Annotated in this window: 15 protein-coding genes, 3 tRNA genes and 1 pseudogene; 8 read left to right on the top strand and 11 right to left on the bottom strand. The window is 64.9% G+C overall.

Annotated elements, in window-relative coordinates; genetic code table 11:
- Positions 1-137: 137 nt before the first annotated feature.
- The 4 genes and pseudogenes from BMON_RS03595 to BMON_RS03580 all read left to right on the top strand — a co-directional run bounded on the left by BMON_RS03595 (position 138) and on the right by BMON_RS03580 (position 6,080).
- A complete protein-coding gene (locus BMON_RS03595; protein ID WP_033512962.1) occupies positions 138-2,894 on the top strand; it encodes a phosphoenolpyruvate carboxylase in 2,757 nt (918 codons plus the stop codon).
- A 185-nt stretch (positions 2,895-3,079) separates the two neighbouring features.
- Positions 3,080-3,757, top strand: coding sequence for a carbonic anhydrase (locus BMON_RS03590; RefSeq protein ID WP_033512964.1), 678 nt, complete (start codon positions 3,080-3,082; stop codon positions 3,755-3,757).
- 82 nt (positions 3,758-3,839) lie between these two features.
- Positions 3,840-5,156: pseudogene (locus tag BMON_RS03585) on the top strand (hemolysin family protein); the annotation flags it as partial.
- Between the two features lie 444 nt (positions 5,157-5,600).
- On the top strand, positions 5,601-6,080 hold the full coding sequence (locus BMON_RS03580; RefSeq protein WP_033512966.1) for a Dps family protein: 480 nt from the start codon (positions 5,601-5,603) through the stop codon (positions 6,078-6,080).
- A gap of 221 nt (positions 6,081-6,301) precedes the next feature.
- Here BMON_RS03580 and bglX read toward each other — a convergent pair whose 3' ends face one another.
- The 7 genes from bglX to BMON_RS03545 form a co-directional block, all read right to left on the bottom strand.
- Positions 6,302-8,488, bottom strand: coding sequence for a beta-glucosidase BglX (gene bglX / locus BMON_RS03575; RefSeq protein WP_033512968.1), 2,187 nt, complete (start codon positions 8,486-8,488; stop codon positions 6,302-6,304).
- Positions 8,489-8,500: 12 nt separating this feature from the next.
- Entirely contained in the window at positions 8,501-12,412 is a 3,912-nt protein-coding gene (locus BMON_RS03570) for a hypothetical protein (RefSeq protein ID WP_033512969.1), read from the bottom strand.
- A 44-nt stretch (positions 12,413-12,456) separates the two neighbouring features.
- Positions 12,457-13,392: an alpha/beta fold hydrolase gene (locus BMON_RS03565; protein ID WP_051917859.1), complete on the bottom strand. Its 936-nt coding sequence runs from the start codon at positions 13,390-13,392 to the stop codon at positions 12,457-12,459.
- Between the two features lie 14 nt (positions 13,393-13,406).
- On the bottom strand, positions 13,407-15,131 hold the full coding sequence (locus tag BMON_RS03560; RefSeq protein ID WP_033512972.1) for an ABC transporter ATP-binding protein: 1,725 nt from the start codon (positions 15,129-15,131) through the stop codon (positions 13,407-13,409).
- Position 15,132: 1 nt separating this feature from the next.
- A complete protein-coding gene (locus BMON_RS03555; RefSeq protein WP_202805443.1) occupies positions 15,133-16,059 on the bottom strand; it encodes an ABC transporter permease in 927 nt (308 codons plus the stop codon).
- Between the two features lie 5 nt (positions 16,060-16,064).
- Positions 16,065-17,045: an ABC transporter permease gene (locus BMON_RS03550; RefSeq protein WP_033512974.1), complete on the bottom strand. Its 981-nt coding sequence runs from the start codon at positions 17,043-17,045 to the stop codon at positions 16,065-16,067.
- 192 nt (positions 17,046-17,237) lie between these two features.
- Positions 17,238-18,872, bottom strand: coding sequence for an ABC transporter substrate-binding protein (locus BMON_RS03545; protein ID WP_033512976.1), 1,635 nt, complete (start codon positions 18,870-18,872; stop codon positions 17,238-17,240).
- Between the two features lie 287 nt (positions 18,873-19,159).
- On the opposite strand from BMON_RS03545, the gene BMON_RS03540 reads away from it, so the two are divergent.
- Complete coding sequence (locus BMON_RS03540; protein WP_081882852.1) at positions 19,160-20,302, top strand: LacI family DNA-binding transcriptional regulator; 1,143 nt, start codon at positions 19,160-19,162, stop codon at positions 20,300-20,302.
- Positions 20,303-20,332: 30 nt separating this feature from the next.
- Here BMON_RS03540 and BMON_RS03535 read toward each other — a convergent pair whose 3' ends face one another.
- Positions 20,333-21,037: an SDR family oxidoreductase gene (locus BMON_RS03535; protein WP_237745313.1), complete on the bottom strand. Its 705-nt coding sequence runs from the start codon at positions 21,035-21,037 to the stop codon at positions 20,333-20,335.
- A gap of 297 nt (positions 21,038-21,334) precedes the next feature.
- Entirely contained in the window at positions 21,335-21,994 is a 660-nt protein-coding gene (locus BMON_RS03530) for a SprT-like domain-containing protein (protein WP_033512980.1), read from the bottom strand.
- 178 nt (positions 21,995-22,172) lie between these two features.
- Between BMON_RS03530 and BMON_RS03525 the strand changes: the two genes are divergently transcribed.
- Positions 22,173-22,249: transfer RNA gene (locus BMON_RS03525), tRNA-Ile, on the top strand.
- A 486-nt stretch (positions 22,250-22,735) separates the two neighbouring features.
- Here the strand turns inward: BMON_RS03525 and BMON_RS03520 are convergent.
- Both BMON_RS03520 and rhuM read right to left on the bottom strand, forming a co-directional pair.
- Entirely contained in the window at positions 22,736-23,770 is a 1,035-nt protein-coding gene (locus tag BMON_RS03520) for a hypothetical protein (RefSeq protein ID WP_033513774.1), read from the bottom strand.
- Between the two features lie 256 nt (positions 23,771-24,026).
- Positions 24,027-24,530, bottom strand: coding sequence for a RhuM family protein (gene rhuM, locus BMON_RS09515; RefSeq protein ID WP_081882850.1), 504 nt, complete (start codon positions 24,528-24,530; stop codon positions 24,027-24,029).
- Between the two features lie 434 nt (positions 24,531-24,964).
- Between rhuM and BMON_RS03515 the strand changes: the two genes are divergently transcribed.
- Both BMON_RS03515 and BMON_RS03510 read left to right on the top strand, forming a co-directional pair.
- Positions 24,965-25,038, top strand: a tRNA-Ile gene (locus tag BMON_RS03515).
- A gap of 45 nt (positions 25,039-25,083) precedes the next feature.
- A tRNA-Ala gene (locus tag BMON_RS03510) sits at positions 25,084-25,156 on the top strand.
- Positions 25,157-25,285: the final 129 nt, after the last annotated feature.

The following is a 25,285-nucleotide window of genomic DNA, read 5'->3' as shown; positions in this document are numbered from 1 at the left end:
GTCGATTAGCGGGTCTTACAATGTGCTCGACAGTGTCGAACGAGGGCTTTGGGCTTGCAACGACCGGTTATCACAATCGCGGAGGAGCCGCGAGGGACCGGCAGACCGAGCAACCGGACTTCGGCAAAGGAGGTCTGATGTCACAAGATAATCCAATCAACACGTCTGCGACGGATGCAAAAGCACCCATCGACTCCGTGGCGCGATCGGTCGAGGAGCGTAATCTCCCGCCATCGCTGCAACGAGATATGGATCTGTGTCTGCACGTTCTGCGCGATATTCTCGGGGAATTCGATCCCGAACTGCTCACCCAGTTCGATACGGTGCGCAACTACGTCGTCGCCGCCAGCGCCGCTCATAACGGCGAGGCCGAGGACGATGCCGACGCTCACGGCGACAATCTGAGCCGGGCACGCGACGTCATCGATGCGATGAATCTGCATGACGCCCAGCTGCTGGCCCGAGCATTCACCACGTACTTCCACCTCGCCAATCTGTGCGAGGAGAACTACCGCGTGACCTCGATCCACAAGCGTGCGGCCGCGGTCAATGAGGACGATCCCACCGATCCGGTGGACGAGATGACCGGCGCCTACCACCAGCTGCTCGCCGAGATGGGGCCCGCGAAGGCCCGGGATCTGCTCGACAAGCTCGAGTTCCACCCCGTGTTCACGGCCCACCCCACGGAGGCCCGCCGCAAGGCCGTCGCCGGCAAGATCCGCCGCGTCTCCGACCTGCTCAGCGCCAACGCGACGTTGGGCGGCACCGACAAGCACGAGAACACCCGGCGTCTCTACAACGAGATCGACGCCCTGCTGCGCACCTCGCCGATCGCCCTCAAGAAGCCGACGCCGGTCGAAGAGGCCGACACCATCATCGACATCTTCGATGACACCCTGTTCGACACCATCCCCAAGGTCTACCGCCGCTTCGACGACTGGCTGCTGGGTGACAAGGCCGGACTGAGCGAACCGGAATGCCCCGCGTTCTTCCACCCCGGCAGCTGGATCGGCTCCGACCGCGACGGCAACCCGAACGTCACAGCCAAGGTCAGCCGCAAGGTCGCGCGCAAATTCAGCGACCACATGATCACCGCCCTTGAGCGCGCCACGCGCATCGTCGGCCGCAACCTGACCATGGAGACCGGCACCACGCCGGCCAGCGACGAACTGCTGCATCTGTGGGGACGCCAGAAGGAAATGAGCGAACGGCTCACCGACAAGGCCTCGCTGATTTCGACCCGTGAAACCCACCGCGCCGTGATGCTCGTCATGGCGGACCGGCTGCACTACACGGTCGAACGCGACGCCGACCTCATGTACACCAACTGCGACGACTTCATCGCCGACCTCAAAACCGTGCAGCGGTCCCTGGCCGCGGCCGGAGATCTGCGCGCGGCTTACGGCCCCTTGCAGGACCTGATCTGGAAGGCCGAAACCTTCGGCTTCCACATGGTCGAGATGGAATTCCGTCAGCACTCGCTCGTGCATTCGCGCGCCCTGGACGACATCCGGGAGCACGGCCTGCACGGCGAACGCGGCGAGCTGCAACCGATGACGCACGAGGTGCTCGACACCTTCCGCGCCCTGGGTTCCATCCAGCGCCGCAACGGCATCAAGGCCGCGCGACGCTACATCATCTCGTTCACCAAGTCCGCGCAGAACATCCGCGACGTCTACGAGCTCAACCGCATGGCGTTCTCGCAACCCAAGGATGTGCCGACCATCGACGTGATCCCGCTGTTCGAACAGCTCCAGGATCTCGAGAATTCGGTGGATGTCCTCGAGGAAATGATCAAGATCCCCGAGGTCCAGGCGCGGCTCAAGGCCACCGGCAACAGGATGGAGGTCATGCTCGGGTACTCCGACTCCTCCAAGGACGCCGGCCCGACGACCGCCACCCTCGCCCTGCACTCCGCACAGGAGCGCATCGCGAAGTGGGCGAAGCGCCACCACATCGACCTGACCCTGTTCCATGGTCGCGGCGGCGCCGTCGGCCGTGGCGGCGGCCCGGCCAACCGTGCGGTGCTCGCGCAGCCCGTCGGTTCGGTCAACTGCCGGTTCAAGCTCACCGAGCAGGGTGAATCTATCTTCGCCCGCTACGGCAACCCGGTGCTGGCCGTACGCCACGTCGAGTCCGTGGCCGCGGCGACGCTCCTGCAGTCCGCCCCGAGCGTCGAGAAGACGAACACGGAGATGACCGAACGGTACGCCGACATGGCGCAGTCGCTCAGCGACTCCTCGCATGCTCGCTTCCTCGACCTCATCAAGGCCGACGACTTCGCCCCGTGGTTCTCCACCGTGACGCCGCTGACCGAGGTCGGCCTCCTGCCGATCGGCTCCCGACCCGCGAAGCGCGGTCTGGGCGCGAAGTCGCTCGACGACCTGCGCACCATTCCGTGGGTGTTCTCCTGGGCTCAGGCGCGCATCAACCTCGCCGCCTGGTATGGCTTGGGCACCGCCTGCGAGCAGTTCGGCGATCTCAAGACCCTGCAGGCCGCCTACCGCGAATGGCCGCTGTTCTCCACCTTCATCGACAACATCGAGATGTCGCTGGCGAAGACGGACGTGCGTATCGCCAAGATGTATCTGGCGCTCGGCGACCGCGACGATCTGCGCGACAAGGTGCTCGACGAGATGGAGCTCACCCGGGCATGGGTGCTGCGCATCGTCGGTGACGAATGGCCGTTGCAGCACCGCCACGTGCTCGGCCGCGCCATCAGGATTCGTTCGCCCTATGTCGACGCGCTCTCCGTCACGCAGGTGCTCGCGCTCGGCTCGCTGCGGCGCAAGGTGGACAAGGAGGAGCTCAGCCAGAGCCAACAGGCCGGGTTCATCTACCTGATCCTCTGCACCGTTTCGGGAGTCGCCGCCGGCCTGCAGAACACCGGCTGATTCCCAGTCGAATCCATCTCCAGCGAAGCCCGCCTGACCCGCCGTATTTCGGCACGGTCGGCGGGCTTCGCTGGAGACTGGAGCCGTTATCCGCCGAAGCGGATCTGCCCACGCACGCACATGAACACATGCACAGACGCACACGATTTCAACCATCCACACCACACCAAGGAACCGGACATCATATGACCGACAACACCACCGCAGACCGCCACGCCGCCGAGGACGAGGAGGGCCGTTCCACCGCCGCTTGGAGCCGCATGCTCGCGGGGAACCGACGCTTCGCCCAGTCGACCGCCGAGCACCCCTGGCAGGACAAGGACACCCGCGAATCCCTGATCGACGGCCAGCACCCGGACGCCGCGGTGCTGTCGTGCTCCGACTCGCGCGTACCCCCCGAGATCATCTTCGACCAGGGCCTGGGCGACATGTTCACCATCCGCACCGCCGGCGAAGTGCTCGATGACGCGGTGGTCGCCTCATTGGAGTTCGCGGTCACGGCGCTCCACGTGGCGCTGCTGGTGGTGCTCGGCCACGAGCATTGCGGCGCGGTCGCCTCCACCGTCCCGGTCCTCGACGAGCTCACCGACCGGGCGACGCTCGACGGCACGGTCGAACTGGACCAACTCATCGACGCTTCGGACTCCATCATCGTGCGGTCGGTCGGCGCCTCCATCCAGCAGTCCCGCGAATCGGAACTTGACTCGACCGACGACTACGAGCGCGTCCACATCGCCCGGACCATCGAGCAGCTCGTGGACCGTTCCGCGATCATCCGCCAGGCCCTGGCCGACCAGAAGATCATGATGGTGGGCGCACGGTACCAGCTGAGCACCGGAAAGGTCGAGGTGCTCTCCTTCTGATATCGCGCTCGGATACGCCGCCGGATATCACCGAGATATCACCCGTAGCCGATTGACAACCCGGCCCTTTACAGTGGGAGACATGTCACTCGGCTTGAATATCCTCTTGGTGTTCGTCTTCCTCGTGCTCGGCTCCATGTTCTCCGGAACCGAGCTCGCCCTGGTGAGCCTGCGCGGCTCGCAGCTCGACCAGATGGAGCAGGAGGACGCCCGCGGGGCCCGCGTCGCGACGATCGCCCGGGACCCCAACACGTTCCTGTCCACGGTGCAGATCGGCGTCACGCTGTCCGGATTCCTATCGGCATCGTTCGGCGAATCCTCGATCTCACCGTTCATCGTGCCCCACGTCATCGGATGGGGTGTGCCCGGCAATGTCGCCAGGCCGCTGACCACGATCGTGCTCACCCTGATCATCTCCTACTGCTCCATCGTGATCTCCGAGATGGTGCCCAAACGCATCGCCATGCAGCGCACCACGCAGATAGCGCGGGCCGTGGTGCCCGCCATCGACGTGTTCGCGAAGATCTGCAGCCCGCTCATCTGGCTCATCGGCAAGAACACGAACGGTTTCGTGCGCCTCATCGGCTTCGATCCCAACGAGACGGAGACCGAGGTCTCCGACGATGAGCTGCGCGTGCTGGTCAACACCAACACCCGCCTGGGCAAGGACGAACGCACCATCCTTGACGACGTCTTCGACGCTTCCGAGACCATCGTCGCCGAGGTGATGCGGCCGCGCGCCGACGTGGTCTTCCTCGAAGGCAGCCAGACGCTGAAGGAGGCGGCCACCTACGTGCGCTCGATGCCGTATTCGCGCTACCCGGTCACGGGCAAGGACTTCGACGACGTGCTCGGCTTCGTGCATGTGCGCGATCTCTTGGACGTGCGCGACCCGAAGGCGAAGACGGTGGCCGACGTGACGCGGGACGGCATCTCGCTGCCCGGCACGTCGAAACTGCTGCCCAGCCTCGAACTGCTGCGCAAGAGGGGCATCCACCTGGCGGTGGTCATCGACGAGTACGGCGGCACCGACGGCATCGTGACCCTCGAGGACATGACCGAGGAGCTCGTGGGCGACATCCGCGACGAATACGATCTGCCCGAGGAGAAGGGTGGGCCCCGTGATGACCGCACGGCCTTCGTCAATGGCGTCGCGACCGTGGACGCCTCGATGACCATCGAGGACTTCGCCGACCTCACGGGCATCGAGCTCGAGGACGGGCCGTACGAGACCGTGGCCGGCTACTTCCTGGCGCATACCGGCACCATGGGGACCGTGGGCGAGGTGCTGCACTCCGACGACGGGTACGAGATGGTCGTCACCGAAGTCGACAACCGGCGCATCGAGACGATCGAGGTACGCAAGAGTCTGCTGGGTGACGACGCCGACGCGGGAGCGTCAGGCACGGCGTCAGGTTCGGGTACCGCATCGACCTCGGCATCAACCCAGGCACACACGGATGCCGGCGCAAGCGCGGGCACGCGCACGGGAGCCACAGGGGGCGCGGTCGGATCCGCGGCACCGGTCCGTGTCGACGTGATCCCCTCGGGTGCACGTCGCGTCGAAGCCATACGCGAGACCACCGAGCGGGTGGACCGCGGTGGCACAACCGGTCGCCGCGAAGACAAGGCCGACGACAACCACGCCAAGGCCTGACGTCGGCGCCCCGACCTATGCCACGGGCGCAAACGTCGCACTCTTCACATTCGCGCAGGTCGCCGCGCAACCGTTGGCATGCTTGACCCATGCCACGGTGAGCGCTCACACGGTACATGACACCGACGGCGTTCCGACTACAATGGAAACCACGAGATGTCCATAGGACACAGAAAGGAAATAGCAATGGCACTTGAATTTGTAGTTCCAGGACTTGATGAGGCCGCTTCCGAGAAGATCGTCGCGATTCTGCAGAATCGTCTCAGCCAGGAGCAGGAGGCGTCGCTGATTCTCAAGCACGCTCACTGGAATGTGACCGGACCGAACTTCATCGCCGTCCACGAGATGCTCGACCCCCAGATCGAGATTGTGCGCAATCAGGCCGATGAGACCGCAGAGCGCATCGCGACGCTGGGTGGCAGCGCCGAGGGTCGCCCGGACGACATCATGCGCAACCGCACTTGGAAGGGCATGGACCTGACAGGCCGCCACTCCACGCTGGATTATCTGAAGGCGCTGTGCGACTTCTACGACTCCTTCATCGCCGATGACCGCGAGGCCATCAAGGAGCTCGATGAGCTCGACGTGATCAGCTCCAACATCGTCCAAGACCACGTGCAGGACCTCGAGAAGTTCCAGTGGTTCATGCGCAGCCACCTCATCTGATCCACGATCGGACCGAGGTGCCTGCCTCGTTGAGTCGCGCGATGCACGGCTGGACGACACGGCAACCATAGGACAAACGGCGGGTATCCACTGCACGATCTGCAGCTGGCATACCCGCCGTTTGCCGTACGTCAGGCCCCCTATCGGCCCCTATCAGGCCGCACGTCGGCCCGTGTGCGCGGTATCGGGGCACGTCCCTCGATGCCGCGCATGGACGTCGCCTACGCCGCCGTCTCGGTGAGCCGCACGGTCATCGGGGAGTTCAGGTCGCGGCTGTTCGGCCCCACGCTGACGAGGAAGTCGCCGGGGTCGCTGCGTTCCGCAAGATCGGGATGCACGTAGCGCACATCACGTTCGCATAGCGTGAATCTCACGGTGACGGTCTCATGCGCCGCGATGGCGACACGATGGAAGCCCTTGAGCTCCCTGACGGGCCGTACCACGGCGGCGACGGGATCGCGCACGTAGAGCTGCACGACGTCGACGCCATCGGCATCGGAGTCGTTGGTGACATCGACGGCGATCTCGAGCGGATGCTCGGCATCGAAGGTGGTGGACGTCAGCTCCGGCTCGCCGTAGACGAAGTGGCTGTAGCTCAGCCCGAAACCGAAGGGGTATCGGGCGTAGTTGCCGGCGTCGAGATACTTCGACACATATTTCTCCTGCGGCGCGACCTCATAGGGGCGTCCGGTGGTGTCGCCGTTGTAGTACACCGGCACCTGCCCCACGCTTTCGGGGAACGACATCGACAAGCGGCCGGACGGGTTGGTGTCGCCGCACAGGATGTCGGCGAGCGCGGCACCGCTTTCGGTGCCCAGGAACCAGGACTCCAGGATCGCCTGCGCGCCGTCGATCTGCCCGAGATCCAACGGCCTGCCATTCGACAGCACCACCACGACATGGGGGTTCACCGCCCGCACGGCGTCGAACAGCTCGACCTGCGCCTGCGGCAGCCTGATATCGGTGCGGCTCGAGGCTTCACCGCTCATGGCGGAGGGCTCGCCCAGGGCGAGGACCACCACGTCGGCGCGTCGGGCGAGCGCCACGGCCTCCTGGAACGTGGCGTCGTCGAGCTTCGTGTAATCCTCGGGCTTCTGGCCGTATCGGGCGACTTCGAGATCGATGTCGTGCCGACGTGCGGCCTCCTGCAATCCGTCGGCCAGGCTCACCGCCTCCGCGGGGACGCCTTGGGCCGACCAGGAGCCCAGCACATCGTGCGAACGGGCGACCGGGCCCAGCAGCGCGACCGTCGTGAACGATCGCAACGGGAGCACGGACCCATGGTTCGCCAACAGCACGGCCGATTGGGCGGCGACCCGGCGAGCGGCCGCGCGGGAGGTGGCATCGGGCCGGACGACCGTCGGCGCTTCGGGGTCGACACCGCGGAACGGATGCTCGAACAGGCCCAGGTCGTTCTTGAGCGTCAGGATGCGCAGCACGGCCTCGTCGACCAGGGATGCGTCGACGCGGCCCTCGCGGATCAGCCCGGGCAGCTCGCGCATGTAGCAGATGCTCATCATCTCGATATCGACGCCCGCATGCATCGCCAAGTCGGCGGCCTGCCGGTCGTCGGCGGCCACACCGTGGGCCTCGAGCTCGCGCACGGCGTTGAAGTCGGAGATCAGCACGCCGTCGAAGCCCCATTCGCCCCTGAGGATGTCGCGCATCAGGTGACGGTTGCCGGTGGCCGGTATGCCGTCCACGGTATTGAAAGCGGTCATCACGGTTTTCGCCCCGGCCGCGATGGCGGCCCGGTACCCCGGCAGATACATATCGCGCAACTGGCGTTCGGACATGTTGACCGTGTTGTATTCGCGTCCGGCGACCGGCGCGCCGTATCCGGCGAAATGCTTGACGCAGGCGGCGACGCGCGAGGTGTCGCCGAGCAGGTCATCGCCCTGGTAGCCGTGCACGAAGGCTTCGGCCATGCGGGCGTTCAGATACGGATCCTCGCCGGTGGATTCCATCACCCGTCCCCACCTGGGGTCACGCACCAGATCGACCATGGGCGAGAAGGTGAGCGACAACCCCGCCGCGGAGGCTTCCCGGGCGGACACCTCGGCGGCGGTCTCTGCGGCCCGGGTGTTCCACGAGGCGCCGATGGCGAGCGTTATGGGGAAGATCGTGCGGTAGCCGTGGATGATGTCGGCCATGAACATGGTCGGGATATGCAGGCGGTTGCGCGCCATATAGGACCGTTGGATCCTCGCACATTCCTCGGCGCCCGAGACGCCAAGCACGGTGCCCACGTTCGCCAGCTCCGAGTCCTTCACCCCCAGCTGCGCCATGGGGCCGGTGCGGGCGTCGGCCCGGTCGGAATAGAAGTCGCCGGTCAGCTGCACGAGCTGGCCGACCTTCTCCTCGAGCGTCATCCTGTCGAGCAGATCGATCAGTGCGTCATGTTGCATCGTGAATGGTCCTCATCTCATGGTTGTCGAAGTGGTCTCGCCAGCCGCCCCACTGGTGGCGGCGGCCGTGGCCCCGGTGCCGGTGCCGACGGCAGGAGCGTCGACGGTGGGGTTGGTAGTGGCGGAGTTGGTGGCGGCGGGTTTGGTGGCGGCGACCCGGGCCGTGCCGACGGTGACGGTGAGGTCCTCGGCGTCGCCGAGCAGGGCGGCGCTCACCGATATGCCGCCCTGGCGGTACGGCAGCGCGACGCGATCGCCCGCGACGGACCGGCCGCCGACGCTCACCTCGACCGGAACCGCGCCGTCCACCACGCGATAGCGGATATGACGCATCGTACCGAACAGTGCGACGTCGATCACGGTGCCGTCGTCACCGGCCTCGAGCACGGGATCGAATACGACACGGTCGGTGTGTAGCTGGATGCCGAACAGATGCTGCATCATCTGCCGCAGGTAGATGCCGGGGCCGGAGGAATACACGCGCCAGCCGCCGCGCACACCCACGGGATCGGCGGCACCGTCGCGCAAGCGGTCCCACTGCGCGGCCGCGGTGGTGCGATCGGGGAAATCGGCGTCGGAGGAGGCGAAGTAGCAGTTGCGCTGCCGCGGTTCGCTCGTCGCCAGCCGGGCGAATTGGCCCACCGGGCTGATGCGCAGCAGCTCACGCCCCAAAGTCTCACGACCGAGCAGGCCGAGTGCCTCTGAGTAGCGAATATGGGCATGCGTGTACATGAGGCCGATCTCGCGACCGATGTTCGCCGCCTGCTCAGCGCGTTTGAACACGGTGGTCACGCCATCGTGGAACGCGGCGGGCTGGCTCATGAGCCGCACCCCGTCGGGGTAGTGCAGATGCTCGTCGATGATCGACTCGTGACGCCGCTCGCCCGCCGCATCGAGCAGTCCGGCGATGATCGATCGCGTCATGGGAATGAGGCGGTAGCGGATGCCGGTATGCCGGTCATCGGGGTGGATGAGCGGCATGGGCATGCCGTCACGGAAGGAGACGTACCCCGCGAGCACCCCGTCGAAGATGAAATCACGAGCGAACGCCGTGTGTATGGTCTCGGCCTCCTGACCGAAGGCGTCGGCGAGCCGCTGGGCCGGGGCATCACCATCGTGCGGCAACCGTTCGCTCAGGGCGCGCGTGGCCTGATACAGCAGGGCGATGGTCCATGTGGAGGCCATGTCCTTCTTCATCGAGGCCTGCGCCGGCTGCAGGGTGTCGTCCCAATCCCCTTCGCCGTAACTGAACAGCGCGGTGCCCGGGACCCGGTGGGTGCGGATGTAGTCGAGCGTGCGTTCCAGGTGGTCGGCGACCGTCGACGCCGTCTCGCACGGCCGATCGGCCTGCGTATCCCAGAAGCCGACCGTACGCCCGAGCAGGGCGTGGTCGCCGGTGGCACCGAGATACTCGGCCACTGCCATGAGCGGCCATACCGGGATGTCGCCGTGGGAATCGTGCTGGTACATCGACGCGTAGGCGTCAAACATGAACCATTGCGGCAGGGAGCCGTCGGCGTTCTGATGCGCGAAGACCTTGAGCAGAATCTCGCGCACGATGTCGTAGTGTCCGAACGCGAGCGCCGCCTCGAGCGGCCCCTGGCACACGTCCCGTGTGCCCCACGCGGCCCCGGAATACTGTTCAAGTCCATGCGGGGAGAGGAAGTGGACGAGCGCGTTCTGCATGAACCACGGCATGACGAGGTTGAACTCGCTCAGCCGACCGTCACCGTGGACGTGTAGCCCTCGGGCGAAGCCGGTGATCGTCTCGAAATGCCGTGTCAGCATGCGCTCGCGCCACGGGTCGGACCGCAGAAGATGCATACCGGTAATACCCGAACCCCCGGTGACGATGCCGTCCATGGCCGTGCGGCACGATGCCGAGGCGAGGTCGCCGACGGCCTGGTCGCCCTGCATACCCGCCGCCATGATCAGGTGCATCGACGTCGTTTCCTCGGCGCGGAAGACGAGCACGCCGCTGCCCTGCGGCAGACCGTCGGCGAAGAGCGCGGCGTCGTCGTCCTCCAGCGTCGCATCGGGAGAGGCCATCGCATAACGCAGCCCGGGGCATGCGTCGGCGGGGGCCGTACCGGCAGCCGGCGCGAGCACCACGCCGGACAGGTCGTCGTCGAAGCGAGCGGACGCCGTCCAGTGATCCGCCGTCTCGACGTCCATGGTCGCCATGACGTCCATGGCCACGGAACTGCGCAGAGCGACGACGATGTGGTCATCCTCGGCCGAAGCGGTCGTGTCCACGATGACGGTGGCGTCGCCCAGCCGGTAGATCCAGCGTGATCCGCCGAGCTCCATGATGTAGGCCGAGGGGACGCCGAGCATGCGCCAGCCGTTGGTACCGGCGGCATGGTCGGTCCGGGGCAGCGCCTGCGAGCGCACGAGTATGCGCACGCCCTGGGAGCGCAGCAGATTGAGGCTCGTGTGGTGCACCGAGATCAGACGATGCATGTTCGTGTTGCCCAGCACCACGTGGGATGCGAACACCCCGGGCGCATAGGTGGTCGTGGCGAGCACCGGACGTTCGGGATCGATCACGTCGCCGCACAGCAGGATCTGCCCGTGCGAACGATCGACGAGCAGTTCCTTCGCGCGGCTGACAAGATGCCGTGCCCGGTCGGAGAAGCATGAGAGCAGATGGCCCGCGTCGTCGTATTCCGGTGAGATCGGAGCGCCGCCCAGCATCGCCGCAAGCGCACCGTCATCGGGCTCGTCGCCGTTGAGCAGCGGCGACGTGGCGAGCAACGAAGCCCTTCTGCGCGTGTCCTGCGGTTCGGCGGGGACGGGATCGGAGACCAGCGCCGCCGGCGCATCGTCATGCGGGTCATCGCTCTGAAGCACAGTGCCGGCCTCTGCCGCAGCGGCCGCATCGGCCGCATCGGCCGAATGACGCCGTGCGAGACCGTCCGCAAAACGGCGACATGCCGCTCCCATCTCGCCCCGGTAATCGCTTGATACGACGCTGACGACATGCCACACCAAGATGTCGTTCATCGGGCGCGGCCGGGCCTGCAGACAGGCCATGGCGAACTCGTACTGATCGATGCGCTCCCCCGACCAATCGGCGTTCCTCAAGGCACGGGGCTCTCCTCCCAGGCGCGCCTCGCGACCGTAGAAATCGAATCCGTCGGTCATATAGCCCTGACCGCCCTCGGCGATGGCGGTGACGAACAACGGCAGCTGCGGCGCGCACGCCATGGTCTGCCGTGCGGCGAGCACCGGGCCGATGCCCTCGTCGTCGTGGGCATGGAACGCCACATACTGCGAGATATAAGGCTCACTGGTCAACGCCTGGCCGATGGGGGCGAGCGCGAGGTCCTGCGCGGTGACGATGTCCCACAGCCCGGCGTCGGGATCGACGGGAGCCGCTGCGTCCAATGGCCGAATGGCAACGGTCCAGGTCCAGGCGGCGTCGACGGTGGGGGCCGCTTCACTCGTGAAGTCGGCATCGCCGGTGGGGCCGGCGCCGGCATTGCCCGCGGCGTCGATATCGCCCGAGGAACCGGCGCCGGTACCGGAGTCAGCCCCGTCCGCGCCGTTGGCGCAGGGCCGCAACTCCACGCTCCAGCGCATGCCCAGCGCCTGGCCGTCCCAACGCATGCGACCGTCCACGCACTGATAGGTGCCCCGGGCACGCACCCCGGTCAACGGAGCCACGTCAAGGCCGCGGGCGGTGTGATGGCGGAGCCAGAGCCCGCAGACGGAGGCATCGTGTTCGCCGGCGAGGTACTGCGAAATCTGCAGGTCGCCGAGACGAATCGCGGCGAGGTCGCCGGTCCCGTTCAGGGTGAGGGACAGGTCACCCGACCTCACGGTGGACTGCGCAGCGGCCTGGGCCGCTCCGTGACCGTCGTTCCAAGTCCGCGAACAACGCGAATCCGTCATCGTCATGGTCTTCTCTTTCTCTTGCATGCGTATGCGTTCGTATGGTATGGATCGTGCGTGGCGCTGAGCTGTTACGCCTTGCGCTGCACGTCGGTCCAGAAGTCATCGAGGAGGACGGCCGTATCGACCGGGTTCTCCATGTTCGGGCAGTGCGCAGCCCTCGGGATCACCGCATAGCGGGCCTTGAGCATGCGCGCCATCCGACGTTGCCAGTCCTGGGGCCAGGCGGGGTCGTCGGCGCCGTGGCAGACCATGACCGGCAGATGGCTTTCGGCCACCTCGTAGGTCGTGTCGTGCACATCGGCGAGCTGATCGAGCGCCGCCAACAGCTCATCGGTGCTGGTGGCCTCGGCGCGCTGACGGTAGAAGAGCTCGCCGCCCAACTCCGCATCCGGAGCGTCGGCGCGTTCGGGGTTGTTGAGCCTCCACAGATCGGTGCCGGGATGCTCCAGCAGCATGCGACGGTCGATATCGTGGCGACCGGGCCAACCGTGCGGCCCGGAGCACATGAGGGTCAGGCTCTTGAATGGACTCGGGTCGGCGATCACCGCCGCCTGACTCACCGTTCCGCCGAAGCTGTGCCCCAGCAGATGCACGCGATCGGCTCCGGTGACCCGTTCGATGGCCCGGGCCACCTCGACCACGTCGCCGGCGAGATGCCGGGAGGCGTAGGCGTCGATGCCGCGCGGCGCGACCGAATCGGCCTGGCCGCGCTGCGATATGGCCCAGGTGTCCCAGCCCAAGGCGGCGACGAGGGGCAGGAGTGCGTAGAAGTCCTCCTTGGAACCGGTGAAGCCCGGGACCATGAGCACGACGCCGTTCGTCGGTATGCCGTCCGGCACGGCACGTATGGCCGTGAGCCTGCCGACGGTGATGTCGATCCCGAGCGTCTCCACGCCGCGGGGCACCGGCAGGGCGCCGAACGGCGCGATGGGGTGGATCCGTGGCGTTGCGCGGGAGGATCCGCGAGATCCGTGCGGCGCCCTCCCCTGCTGGGATTCGGTCATGATGCGTGCTCCTGTCAGTCGCTGGTCTTGAGTTTCGGTATCGCGTCGAGCAGGCGGATGGTGTAGTCGTCCTTGGGGTGCTGCAGCACCTCGGCGGTCGCGCCGCGCTCCACGACGGTGCCGTGGTTGAGCACCATGATCCGGTCGGTGATGAGCCTGGCGGAGAGCAGGTCGTGGGTGATGTACAGCATGCTCACGTTGAGCCGCTCCCGCAGATCCTCGAGCAGCGCCAGCACGCCGGCGCGCAGCGTCATGTCGAGCATCGACACCGGTTCGTCGGCCACGAGCACCTTGGGGTTCGAGGCGAGGGCGCGCGCGATGACGACACGCTGCCGCTGGCCGCCGGAAAGCTGATGCGGCAGTTTCGCGGCGTACTGCTCCACGGGCGTGAGCCCCACGGTCTCGAGCAGTTCGAGCATCCGGGTCCGGGCCGCCGCCCCGCGCAGACCGCTGTAGTTGAGAATCGGCCTGGTGAGGATGTACTCGACGGTGTGCAGGGGGTTGAGGGCGGCATACGGGTCCTGGAAGACCATCTGGATGTCGGAGTGCAGGCGGCGCAGGTCACGCTTGCTGCGCATCCGGTCGATGCGGGTCGTGCCGAGGGTGACGGTGCCGGACGTGGGCTGTTCGACGCCGGTGAGCATCTTGGCGATGGTCGATTTGCCCGAACCCGACGCCCCCACCAAGGCGAGCGATTCACCCGGGGTGAGCGTGAAGGACACGTCGTTGACCGCGGTGACGGATTCATCGCCGCGCCGACGGGCCGGATAGACCTTGCTAACGCCGCTGAGTTTCACCGTCATGGCGTCATTCGCGGCCTGATCGGCACTTCCGGCCGACGCCCCATGCGACGTCGATCCTGCGTCCTGCGGCGCCGCGGCCGCCTCCGTATCCACCGCAGCGGCACCCTCTGCGGGAGCCGGCCTGCGGCGCAGACCGGGCACCGACACCGTCTCGGCCCGGGGGTCGCCGTAGTGGCTCAGCAGCATGCGGGTGTATTCGTCCTGCGGGTGCTCGAGAATCTGCTTGCTGGGCGCATCCTCGACGATGGAGCCGTTGTGCATGACGAGCACGCGCTGGGTCGATTCGAGCACGATGCCGAGATCATGGCTGATGAGGATGGCGGTGAAGCCCTCCTGGGCCTGCAACTCCCGTATGGTGTCCATCACCTCGTGCTGCACGAGCACATCCAGTGCGGTCGTCGGCTCGTCGAAGACCATGAGCTTGGGGTCCAGCGAGAGGGCGAGCGCAATCGAGACGCGCTGGCGCATACCGCCGGACAGCTCACCGGGGTACCGGTCGAGGGTCTCCTTGGGGAGCCCTACCTTGCCGATGAGCTCGAGCGCGCGCGAGGCGAAGCGATCACGCGGCACGTGGCGGTGCGCCTTGAAGATGTCGATGAAGTGCTTGCGCACGGTGCGCACGGGGTTCAGCGCGTTCATCCCGGACTGCAGGACCATGGCGAAACCGCCGTGACGCTGCACGCGCAGTTGCTCATCGGTCAGGGTGGTGATGTCCTTGCCGTCGAACAGCACGGACCCTTCGCTGATCCTTGCCGGCGGCTTGGCCAGCCTGGTCACGGCGAAGCCCAGCGTGGACTTGCCCGACCCGGATTCGCCGACGAGGCCGACGAATTCACCTTGGTCAAGGTCGAAGCTCACATCGTTCACGGCCTTGACGGGCTCGATGCCCGGGGTGTCGTATTCGATGGAAAGATGGCGAACGCTCAGTAGGCTCATATCAGTTCCCTTCGCGCAGGCGCGGATTGCTCAGGCGGTCCACACCGAAGTTGATGAATGTCATGGAGACGGCGAGCAACGCGATCATGAGGCCGGGGGCGAGCAGCAGCGCCCACTGCCCGGTGAGCAGCACGTTGTTGTTCTGCGCCCAGTAGAGCATGGTGCCCCAGGAGATGGTGGTCGAGTCGCCCAGGCCCAGGAACTCCAGCCCCGATTCCGCCAGGACGGCGGCGGTGGCCGCGCCGAAGAAGTTGTTGATGATCAGCGAGAGCATGTTGGGGAAGATCTCGTGGAAGATGATGCGCCAGGTGCCGTCGCCGCTGAACGCCGCGGCGGTCACGAAGTCACGCGAGCGCAGCGACTGCGTCTGGCTGCGCAGGACGCGCGCGCCCCACGCCCAGCCGGTGAGCACGATCACGAGGGTGATGACGCCCATGCCGCCGTTCTGCAGGTAGGCCGCGATGATGATCATGAGCGGCAACGAGGGGATGACGAGGAAGAGGTTCACGAGGAATCCGACGAACTCGCCGCTGAACGTGCGCATGTAGCCCCAGCTCAGGCCGATGACGACGGCGATGACCGTCGACATCAGGCCCGCGCTCAAGGCGACGGTCACCGAGATGCGCCCGCCCCAGATGAGCTGGGACAGCACGTCCTGGCCGCTCGACGTGGTGCCGAGCGGGTGGGCGAGCGATAGGCCGGCGCTGTTGCCGAAATCGTTCTGGCGCGGGTTGTATGGGCTCAGGATCGGCGCGCATGCGGCGACGAGGATGATGAGGCCGAACAGGATGAGGCCGAATCGCGCTTTGGGCACGGTCCAGACGGTCGAGAAGGCGCGGCCCACGACGCGCATGGCGCGTGTGAAACCGTTGTCGTCACCGTTGTCGTTGTCTGTGGAGGCGGTGCGCTGTCGCACTGATGTAGCCATCGATATCATCTCCTGGTTCTCGGGTCGAGCACGCCGTAGAGGATGTCGACGATGAAGTTGGCGGTCAGGACGCTGATGGTGATCATCAGGAAGATCGCCTGCATGAGCGGGTAGTCCTGGTTGGAGACGGCCTGGTAGAGCAGCTGGCCGACTCCGGGGTAGGAGAAGACCTGTTCGACGAGCAGCGAGCCGCCGACCACGCCGCCGATCTGCAGACCGAAGGAGGTCAGGTTGGGCAGGAGGGCGTTGCGCGCGGCGTATTTGAGCACGACGGTGCGCTGGTGCAGGCCGTTCGCCTGGGCGAAGGTCACGTAGTCGTCACCGAGCGTGCTGATCATGGTGTTGCGCATGCCCATGATCGATCCGCCCAGCGAGGTGAGCAGGATGGTCAGGCCGGGCAGCACCGCATGGGACAGGGCGTCGCCGATGAACGCGCCGGAGAATCCGGGGACGTTCTCGGCCGAATACGCTCCGGAGGTGGGGAAGGCGCCGGCGAGGTAGCCCAGGAAGTACAGCAGCATGAGGGCGAGCCAGAACGCCGGGAAAGCCGAAAGGAACGAGCCGCCGACGCTGCCGATCGTGTCGATGCTGTGTCCGCGCCGCCAGGCCATCACGGCGCCCAGCACGGTGCCGATGATGAAGGAGAGCACGGTGACGACGCCGACCAGCGTCAGGGTCCACGGCAGGCTGTTCGCGATGAGCGTGGAGACGTTGGAGGGGAAGTTGCTGTAGGAGACGCCGAAATTGAAGTGGATGACGTTGTTGAGATACTCCAGGTACTGGCTGAAGATATTGCCCTTGGGCACGCCGAGCTGGGCTTCGATGGAGGCGCGCATCTCGGGGGTCACCGGACCGTTCTGCGAGAGTTTGGCCACCGCGGCGTCAGCGGGCGAACCCGGCATGAGTCTGGGCAGGATGAAGTTGACGGTTATCGCTGCCCACAACGTGAGCAGGAACAACCCGATTTTCCCGAGGAAGTAACGCACTCGACGACCTTTCATGAGGATTGCCGAACAAGCAGGTGGCGTTCGTCGACCTGTGACGACGGTTGAACGTGATGCGTGGGCATCGCCGGCAATCGGCCGATGCCCACGTGGTGGTGGATCACGACATGTCCGGGTCCGGCTGGGGACCCGCCGTCGGCCGCGCACCACCGTGGCGCGGCCGACATGGTCCGGTTAGCGGGCCTTCTTGATGGTGGTCACGACGAGCAGGCTGTTCTGCGTCCACGTGGCAGGCGTGGCGTAGGGGTTCTCCTCGCTGGGCCAGTTGGTGTAGTTCTTGTCGCTGAACAGGCCCCACAGGCCGCCGTAGAACATGGAGACCACGGGCACGTCGTCGTATACGATCTGCTGCAGCTGGTCGATGATGGCCTTCTGCTGGCTTTGATCGGCGGTGCGCTTGAGCTGCGCGAGCAGTTCGTCGGCCTTCGGATTCTTGTAGCGCTCGAAGTTGGCGGAGGTCGCCTGTCCCACGGGCAGGGCGAACTCGCTGTTGAGCAGGTTGTTATAGTCCTGGAACGGAGCGCCCGTACCGCCGAAGGAGGAGACGATCAGATCGAAGTCGCCGTTGTTCTGCTGCTGGACGTATGCGGCCGGCTGCGGCTGCTGGAGTTTGACGGAGATGCCGAGTTCGCCCAGCTGGGACTGCAGGGTCTGCACGCCGCGCAGCCAGTCGGTGTAGCCGTTGGGCACGGTGATGTTGAGCTGCAGCTGCTTGCCGGTCGAGTCGACGAGCTTGTCGCCGGACTTGGTGTACCCGGCCTTGGCGAAGTACTCGAGCGCCTTGGCGGCGTTCTGGTCAATCTTGCCCTGATTGGCGATCTTGTCGTTGACCCACATCTTCTGGTTCGGCAGAAGGAGACCGGTCTGCGGCGCGCCTTCGACGTAGCCTTCCTCGGCGTCCTTGGCGATCTTCTCACGGTTGATGGCGTAGTTGAGGCCCTGACGGAAGTCGACGTTGTTGAACGGCGCCTTGGTCAGGTTCGGGAACAGCGAGACGGTGCCGCCGGGAGGGAACCAGTAGTGGTTGTGCTGGCGGTTCGGGCCGCCCCAGGTCTTGTCGACGTTAGTCATGTAGGAATAGCCCCAGTCATAACCCTTGTTAACAAGGTCGAGCTGCTTGTTCGAGGCGGGCAGGATGATCTTCTCCGCCGCGACCTTGCCGGCCTGCCAGTAGCTTTGGTTCTTCTCGAGCGTGTACTGGTTCGGGGTGTATTGACCGAGTTTGTACGGACCGGATCCGACCGGATTCTCGTTGGTCCACTTCACCGGGTCGCTCTGCTTGCTCCAGATGTGCTCGGGGACGATGAGCTGCTGGTTGATGATGGTGGCGGCCGGAATGTCGTCGTCCTTCAGATGGAAGGTCACGGTGCTGCCCTGCTCGTCGATGGAGGCGATGTGCTGCCACACGCCGAGCGAGTCAAGGGAAGGCTGCTTCTTCATAAGGTTGAAGGTGTACACGACGTCCTTGGCGGTCATGGCCTGGCCGTCGGACCACTTCACGCCATCGCGGATGGTGTAGGTGATGGTCTTCGGGTCGACGACCTTGTTGCCGGTGGCGAGGAACGGCGTGGCCTTGCCGTCGATCGCGTTGACGACCTGCAACGGCTCATAGATGAAGTTGATGCCGATGCGCTTGGAGGAGGAGAAGGGGTTGAAATTCCTGGTGAATGTGGGGCTGCCGCTATCGCCTGCGAACAGCAGGCCGTCCTTGCCTCCGGATTGTGCGGAGTTGTTCCCCGCACCGCATGCGCCCACGCTGAGCAGTGTGACGAACGCCAACACCGTCGCTGCGATTCTCTTAATCTTCATTGCTCTTTCTTTCTGTCTACGTTGACATGTCGCCTACTTAGCATCAACTGAGCATCCACTCAGCATCGCCGTTCGGCACCGCCCGGTCCCACTGACTTCGTGTGACATCTTCTTATTGTATGCGCTTACATTCGTTTTGGCAACCTCTGTTCACTCCCTGTCATCCACTCATCGTTTCCCTTATATATCAAGCCTATCCATCATGTCCACATGACGACACGCCCAATGAGAGCGCTGTCAGATTTTGGGCGTTTCACCGATCCGTGCTGATAGGATGCAAGGAATGAATGAAAGCGGTGCAAGGAGTCGCAGTGGACAAGAAGCCGACCGTCTATGACGTCGCGCGAGAGGCGGGGGTATCCATCGCCACGGTGTCTCGCTCATTGCGCACCCCGAATGCGGTCAGAGCCACCACCCGCCAGGCCATTCGCACAGCCATCGACCGGCTCGGCTACGTCCCCAGCGGCAGCGCGCAGAGCCTGGCCGCACGGCGCACGAACAGCATCGCGCTGTTCCTGCCGACCATCGACGAACTGGATTCCCTGTCGGACTTCGAGCTGGCCACGGTCGATGAGGCGAACATGGTCATCGACCGCCCGACCCACCACGTCGTCGCCCGATACGATTCGCTGTACTTCGACACCGTGCTGCGCGGCTGCGAGCTGGAGGCATGGCGTCAGGGGCTCTCCCTCGTCGTGAGCCTGGGCATGGGGCATTCCGATGCGGACATCTCCCACGTCGTCAACGATGTGAGCGGCAAGGTGGACGGCATCATCGTGCTGGCCCGCAGCATACCCGACCACATGCTCGAAGCGCTGCACCGCCGGCGGCCCCTGGTCATGATCGCCAGCTCCCCCACCGCCCACGAAGGGGAGTTCGACCTCGTGCGGGTGAGCAACCGCAAAGGGATGAGCGCTTGGTGGGACATCTCCTCGACGCGCACCACGTTGCCCGAATCGCTACATGACCGGCCCGGACGACTCCCCCGACAGCGCCAAACGCTACGAGGCTTCTGCGAGGCGCTGACGCTCCGTGGTTTGAATCCTGCCGCCGCGCCGATCTATCGCGGCCAGTTCTCGCAACGCACGGCCTTCGACATCACCTCGACGCTGGTCGAACAGGATCAGCTGCCCGAGGCCCTCATTTGCGCCAACGATCAGATGGCACTCGGCGCGCTCACGGCATTGCGCCGCGCCGGCATCGCAGTGCCGGACCGCGTCATCGTCACCGGCTTCGATGGCATCACCGAAACCGATACCAGCAACCCACGCCTGACCACTGTCAAGCAGCCGATGCTCGAACTCGGGCGTGCGGCCGTGGCCACACTGGTCAAACGGGTCGACACCCCGGACGCACCCGCGATGTCGACGGAACTGCCGGTCACCGTCCTGCTGCGCGAAAGCAGCGAGGGTGTGCTGCCGGACGCCTGAGGGTCATCGGTGCCGTGATTTCGCACCACCCTACCTCGTCTCGCGGTACAGCTTCGTATACGAGCCTTCGGCCCGCGGCCGCACCACGATGGAATCGACGTCGATCCGGTCGGGCTGGTCGAGCGCCCACCGGGCAGCCTGCGCGATGTCCTCGGCGCGCAACGGGTCGGGCACGCCCTCGTACACTGCGGCAGCCCGGGAGCTGTCGCCGCCGAAACGCTTCACCGAGAACTCCTCGGTCTTGACCAACCCAGGTGCGATGTCGATGACGCGCAACGGCTCGCCTATCTGCTCGAGCCGCAGGACCCGCGCCATGATGCGTTCGGCGGACTTCGAGGCGCAGTACCCCGCGCCGCCCTCGTAGGGCTCGATGCCCGCGGTGGACGACACGATGAGCACGGTGCCGCCGTCAGGCGCCTGCTTCAGAGTCGACAGCAGCTTCTGCGTGATGCGTAAGGTCCCGAGCACATTGAGCTCGTACATCGCACGCCAATCATCCAAGGATGCTTCGGCGACCGGATCCTTGCCTATCGCGCCGCCGGCGCAATTGACCAGCGCCTTCACCGCGCCGCCGCGCAGAATCTCCTCGACCGCACGCTGCGTGGACGCCTCATCAGTCAGATCGCAGACGACGTAACTGCCCGCCGCGCCCACACTCTCCGTCAGCTCCCGTAGCCGGTCCTCGCGCCGCGCGAGTGCGACCACCGTCCAGCCGGCCGCGGCCAGTTCGCGCACTGTCGCGGCGCCGATGCCGCTGGACGCCCCCCGTCACCACCGCACGCTTCGCCGTGTTGTTGCTGGCGTTGATGCCATTGCCGTTGCTGTTGGTCGCGCTGGCATTGCCGCTGCTGTTGTTGCTACCGCTATCGTTGCTGCCGCTATCGTTCGTATGCTTCATGCCATCAGCCATGACGACTTCCTTCCACTGTCGGGACGACCGTCACGCTGCCCGAGGCCGCCCGTTCCTACGCCCTCATGGTAAGTCCCGGGAAGGTCCTTGCGTCGCTTCGCGGCCGGCGTATCGCCGTGTCGTCACCGGCGTACGCGCTCACGGTTGAGCTCCCTGCGCAGGGACCGCCATTGCGGCAGATACCGGTCCATATGCCGCTGGAAATCGGCACCGTGGCCCGCCGACCACAGATGGGTCAGCTCGTGGACAAACACGTACTCCAGCAGACGTCGATCCATCAATCCCAGCTGCAGGTTGAGGCGTATCCGCCTGGTGCGCGGAGTACACGAACCCCAGCGAGTGGTCATGGTGCGAATCGTGATGCGACTGGGGCCCTTCCCCACGATCGGCCTCCACCGCTCGAGCAACTCGGGCAGGGCGGCATTAAGGGTGCCGGCCGCACGGGATCGCAGTTCCGGCGTCCATTGCAGCGCTTCGCGGTCCTGCGTGCGGATGCGGTGTTCCTGCCGGTCGATCCACTCGTGATGTGCACGGGCGAACGCCGCGATGGCGGCCTCGCTGGTGCGCATCGGTGCGGACACCACGATGCTCGCATCCTCGGCGCTGATGCGTAGGTACAGGTTCTTGATCCGCTTGCGCCGCACACGGACCAGACGCCCGTCGACCATCATCTGTCGCTCGACCGTCTTCCGTCGCTCAGCCGTCTTCCATCGCTCAGCCGGCACGGAAGCCGTCGCCGGTGCAGTGGGTGCGGCGGGCAGACGGTTCGCGTGGCGTGGCATGCCCCGTATTATCACGCCACCCGCTGACCGGAACCCATTCCCCGGGCCTGCCACAACCCGCAATCAGCTCATGAATACACCGGCAATGGCTCCACGGCGGCGACACGCAACTCTTCGGTTGACTAATCCATGGGAGCGCGTACCCTATCTTGTTGTGCACTTATGGTGCATGTTGTGCGGGCCCGTAGCTCAGCTGGTTAGAGCGCATCCCTGATAAGGATGAGGTCGGAGGTTCAAGTCCTCCCGGGCCCACCATGAAAATGGGCGGCTCATTGAGCCGCCCATTTGCGTTGGCGATGCCGCCAACGACCTCTCACGACCGGGTTACGTAGGGTTACGTAGGGTCACGTAAAGCAATGTGAGCCGCATACGGCGTCGCAACCACTTCCCGCCAAGCGGTTCCGAATGCCGAAGCCCTGCTCGACGGCATTGACACCGGGCGTGGACGGCCGCTCGGCGGCCCCCACGCCGTGACGGCGCATTTCCAGCGGTCCGAATCCCCATTCACCCGTTACGTAAGCCCGATTCGGACGGACCGTTCACTTTGTGTAGTACTTTTGACCGGCCCAGGAGAAACGGAAAACCAGAAATGGCCTATACCGCCAATCCACAGCACCGCGACGAGCCGGGCACCGACGGTCTGCGCACAAAAGACTACACAAAGCGCACCACGGAGGTTCCGGTGGCGGGCGGCCGCCAGTTGGTCAACGTTCAGTCAGCGTTGGTGGACCAAGTGAGCCACTATCGCCCCAGGAACAACATGGACGACCCCGACGCATCCTGTTCATCTAGCTTCGCGTGGCTATTGGTCAGATCATCCAACGAACCTGCGGCGTTGTCGTCGCTCTGCGAGACATCATTCATGAAGGAATCCAGTGCACTGTCGTGCACGCCTTTGGGTGAATAGGTGTACGTGTTGCCGTCGGCCTGCCATGTGCTGGAACCATTGGCGTTCTGGCGGAACGACCCCGCCTCGTATTCGTGGGAATCCTTGGGCGAGGACGGATCGTGCGAACCGAGGGTGACGCTGCAATCCCCACCCAACGTCAACTCGGCATCGCCTTGGAACAGGTCGAAGATGCCGGCGAACGAGGAGCAATGGTGTCGATCGAACCGCGTGACCGCACCGTTCAGGGTGTCGGTCGCGTCCTTGAGACGACTCGTCATGCCGCGATATGCCTCCACTGTCGCCGTATGCGCCGCACCGCTCATGGCATCGGCTCGCTCGACTGTCGCTGACAACGGACTAATCGTCGCGTCGGGGACGCCGGCCGTCTTCGCGGAGTCCAACGCCTGCTTGGCGTCGTCGATCTCCGTCTGCAGATTCTGCTGCGCCGTACTGCGCTCCCCGGCTTCCTCGGCCTCGCGTAGTTTCGTCGTACCCGCATGCAGGTCGGTGACCGCCGACCGACTGCTCCCCAGATAGGTGCGCATGTCGCGATTGGCGGGAACAAGCTCCCAGATCAGCAGAGGGTGCGCGACCGGCCGCGGGCTCACCCCAACGGTCTTCACCGAACGCACGCTGGCTCGCAGCACATCAACCGCCGTATTATCGGCAACCGTATCCTGATCAACGTCGTTCAGCGTCTTCGACGCCCGCTCGAGCGCCCCTTGCAGCTCGGCCTGCCTGCTCATCGTCTGCTGCGTCAGTTGACGATAATCCGCGTATTGCCACGCGGTGCACGCCGCATATATGGCCACACACGCCACGATGACGCCGATGCCGATGAGCAGCGACAGCCTTGACGTGCTGCGGGCCGGACTCACCTGGCTCACGCCTGCCGGAGCGAACGCCGTCGGCGCCGAGGCAGGTACCGGGACAGGGGCAGAGGCCGTCTGATTGGACTCAGTCGGGCTCGGACACATCGGCATCACCGTGGTCTGTTCCCAGTCCGTCAGAGTCGGTGCCGCCGTGGGCTCCTCGTCTATCTTTTGTTCGGCCTTCTGCTTTCCGTCCAGCGTAGCCCTCTGTTCAACTCCCGGCTCTACCTGCTGCCCGCAATTCGTGCAGAACGCCTGCCCTTGCTCGATCTCACTCCCGCAATGCGCACAATGACGACGGTTCTCGTCCATATTCCTCTTCTCCCCCGGCATACCCCAATATGCTCAGCACGTGAGCACAAGCCGAGTATAAAACCTCGGTTCCGACAGAGAGTGAACCGGTCCGCCGTATCATCGTAATTCGCGCAAGGCCTTCAGGGACTGCCTCGATCTCCGCTCGTCGGCCTTGGCCCGGCACCTGACTGATGTGTTGCAGTCGCTGCTCGTTCAGTGCCGCACCCTTCATCACATACTGGCGAAGTACCTGATTAGACCATTGGCAGAAACGCACACCCTCCGAGGATTTGACACGGTAACCAACAGACACAATCATATCGAGGTCGTCATGCTCGACCTGACGCGTCACAAGCCGATCACCCTCATGTTGAACTGTCGCAAATTTTGCGACAGTTGGGACTGCATTCAGTTCTTCCCGACGCGCATTCGCAATATGTTTGCCCATCGTCTTCACGTCGCGACCGAACAACGCCGCCATTGCTGGCGCGTCAGCCACACCGTGTCACTGTCGGTCCGCACTGCCAGCTGGACCGAGCCATCCGAAGACTCATGGAACTGAACGTCGTCGGAGCGAGCGTTCTCGTGGGTGGACGTGACATCGGACATGGGACGCCTCCTGCGACACTGTAACTGTTCGCCGATTGAACTTCGTGGATGCCGATTCTCTCGTAAGCCCTCGATGTCATGAGGGCCTCCCGTCGTCGTTATCCGTTATCCATTATTCCTGGCGGCTTTCCCCGCGTCTCCTTGATACCGTGCTCCTCGACTAGCCTCCGTACGTGCGTCCGCAGACGATCGGAAAGGCACCATGACGGACCGTGACACCGCATGAACTCCGACTAGGCTGCCGCATTGCGTATGTCGCTCACGTCGGGTATTGTGCATACTCGTACATCTCGCGATGTATGGTGCGGGCCCGTAGCTCAGCTGGTTAGAGCGCATCCCTGATAAGGATGAGGTCGGAGGTTCAAGTCCTCCCGGGCCCACGCAGCACGATGGCGCGGTTATATCGCAGCATCGCTTACTGTTTCGGGGCTATGGCGCAGCTGGTAGCGCATCTGCTTTGCAAGCAGAGGGTCGCCGGTTCGAATCCGGCTAGCTCCACGGTTGTTTAAAGGTCGGTCCACTGTGACCGGCCTTTTTTGTTGCCATTCCAGTGTTTTCCCATTGTATTTCCAGGGTTTCCCTGTTGGTCTATCTTGACGTGCAGTGGCGTGTTTTCGCTTGTTATTT

The organism is Bifidobacterium mongoliense DSM 21395, from assembly GCF_000741285.1.
Classification (GTDB): Bacteria; Actinomycetota; Actinomycetes; order Actinomycetales; family Bifidobacteriaceae; genus Bifidobacterium; species Bifidobacterium mongoliense.
Note: the sequence above shows the minus strand (reverse complement) of the source record. Positions and strands in the feature narration are given on the sequence as shown.

Bases quoted from the DNA above. Each gene is read 5' to 3' on its own strand.
- BMON_RS03530 (WP_033512980.1), bottom strand. From the start codon at position 21,994: ATGCCACGCCACGCGAACCGTCTGCCCGCCGCACCCACTGCACCGGCG.
- BMON_RS03540 (WP_081882852.1), top strand. From the start codon at position 19,160: ATGAAAGCGGTGCAAGGAGTCGCAGTGGACAAGAAGCCGACCGTCTAT.
- BMON_RS03595 (WP_033512962.1), top strand. From the start codon at position 138: ATGTCACAAGATAATCCAATCAACACGTCTGCGACGGATGCAAAAGCA.
- BMON_RS03555 (WP_202805443.1), bottom strand. From the start codon at position 16,059: ATGGCTACATCAGTGCGACAGCGCACCGCCTCCACAGACAACGACAAC.
- bglX (WP_033512968.1), bottom strand. From the start codon at position 8,488: ATGCAACATGACGCACTGATCGATCTGCTCGACAGGATGACGCTCGAG.
- BMON_RS03570 (WP_033512969.1), bottom strand. From the start codon at position 12,412: ATGCAAGAGAAAGAGAAGACCATGACGATGACGGATTCGCGTTGTTCG.
- BMON_RS03560 (WP_033512972.1), bottom strand. From the start codon at position 15,131: ATGAGCCTACTGAGCGTTCGCCATCTTTCCATCGAATACGACACCCCG.
- BMON_RS03580 (WP_033512966.1), top strand. From the start codon at position 5,601: ATGGCACTTGAATTTGTAGTTCCAGGACTTGATGAGGCCGCTTCCGAG.
- BMON_RS03565 (WP_051917859.1), bottom strand. From the start codon at position 13,392: ATGACCGAATCCCAGCAGGGGAGGGCGCCGCACGGATCTCGCGGATCC.
- rhuM (WP_081882850.1), bottom strand. From the start codon at position 24,530: ATGGCGGCGTTGTTCGGTCGCGACGTGAAGACGATGGGCAAACATATT.
- BMON_RS03545 (WP_033512976.1), bottom strand. From the start codon at position 18,872: ATGAAGATTAAGAGAATCGCAGCGACGGTGTTGGCGTTCGTCACACTG.
- BMON_RS03590 (WP_033512964.1), top strand. From the start codon at position 3,080: ATGACCGACAACACCACCGCAGACCGCCACGCCGCCGAGGACGAGGAG.